Source organism: Parvimonas sp. D9 (assembly GCF_035282565.1).
Taxonomy (GTDB): Bacteria; Bacillota; Clostridia; order Tissierellales; family Peptoniphilaceae; genus Parvimonas; species Parvimonas micra.
Genome location: NZ_JAYKBM010000194.1, coordinates 1 through 257 on the forward strand (window position 1 = coordinate 1; position 257 = coordinate 257).

General features: G+C 44.7%; 1 protein-coding gene. It reads left to right on the forward strand.

Features of this window, described 5'->3' with window-relative positions:
- The coding region (gene rplD, locus VJI94_RS08525) for a 50S ribosomal protein L4 (RefSeq protein ID WP_324009054.1) at positions 1-257 on the forward strand (257 nt) is incomplete at both ends.

Below are 257 nucleotides of genomic sequence, written 5' to 3' on the forward strand. Positions count from 1 at the left end.
TGCACAAGCAAAAAGGTACCGGTGGTTCTCGTAAAGGTAATATCCGTAACCCTTTGTACAAGGGTGGTGGTACGATCTTCGGACCAAAACCTCACGCTTACGATTTCAAATTGAATCGTAAAGTGAAAGACCTCGCTAAGATCTCTGCACTGAGCTATAAAGCAAAGGAAAGCGCGATCGTAGTGGTGGAAGATATTCAGATGGACGCACCTAAAACCAAACAATTGGTGGAAGTGATGAAGAACCTGAACATCGCC